The organism is Bradyrhizobium sp. 142 (genome assembly GCF_023074015.1).
In the GTDB taxonomy this organism is placed as follows: Bacteria; Pseudomonadota; Alphaproteobacteria; order Rhizobiales; family Xanthobacteraceae; genus Bradyrhizobium.
Map to the genome: position 1 here is coordinate 1 of NZ_JADPKQ010000511.1, position 989 is coordinate 989.

Here is a 989-nt window from a genome sequence, read left to right on the forward strand (position 1 = left end):
CAGCGCTGCGTTGAGCGGGCGGTCGCTTATGGCGCGCTGGCGGCACTCGACGACCGACCGCGGCCGGGCAAGGAGCCGGTGATCACGCCGGAGGCCAAGGCCTGGCTGGTGTCTTTGGCGTGCGACAAGGCCAAGGAGCACGGCTATCCGCACGAGCTGTGGACGACACGGCTGCTGGCGCGCCATGCGCGCGAGCACGGGCCGGCGGCCGGACATCCATCTCTCGCCCGTCTGGTTCAGGGCACGGTGTGCAAGCTTCTCGGCCAGGAGGAAATCAAGCCGCATAAGGTGCGCTACTATCTGGAACGTCGCGACGGCGAGTTCGAGCAGAAGATGGCGGAGGTCCTGTGTGTCTATCGCGAGGTCCAGATCCTGAAAAAGGCCGCAGCCAGGCCGAAGAAATCAAAGAAGCCGGTCACGATCGTCTCTTACGACGAGAAGCCGGGGATCCAGGCCATCGCGACGACGGCACCGGATTTGCCGCCAGTGCCGGGCGTCCACGCCACCTTTGCGCGCGATCATGAGTATAAACGTCATGGCACGCTCAGCCTGTTGGCTGGGATCGATCTACTCACCGGGAAGGTCCACGCGCTCGTCAGGGACCGCCACCGCAGCCGCGAGTTTATCGAATTCCTCAAGCTTCTCGATGCCGCCTATCCGGCCGGCACCGCGATCAAGCTGATCCTCGACAATCATTCCGCGCACATCTCGAAAGAAACCAGAACCTGGCTCGAAACACGACGACCAGGGCGCTTCGAGTTTACGTTCACGCCCAAACACGGCTCTTGGCTCAACCTCATCGAAGGCTTCTTCTCCAAGTTCGCCCGGTCTGTCTTGCGCCACATCCGCGTGACCTCAAAACACGAGCTCAAGGAGCGCATCATGGCCGGCATCGACGACGTCAATCGCCATCCGGTTGTCCACACCTGGTCCTACAGACTCGCCGAGGCTGCCTGATATGATTCGAATCAAAGAAACGCTGGCCTAGG

Annotated in this window: 1 protein-coding gene; it reads left to right on the forward strand. The window is 62.0% G+C overall.

The window, feature by feature from the left end:
* Positions 1-957, forward strand: a 957-nt coding sequence (locus IVA82_RS45890) for an IS630 family transposase (RefSeq protein WP_247493156.1), incomplete at its 5' end; no start/stop codon positions are given.
* Between the last annotated feature and the right edge of the window lie 32 nt (positions 958-989).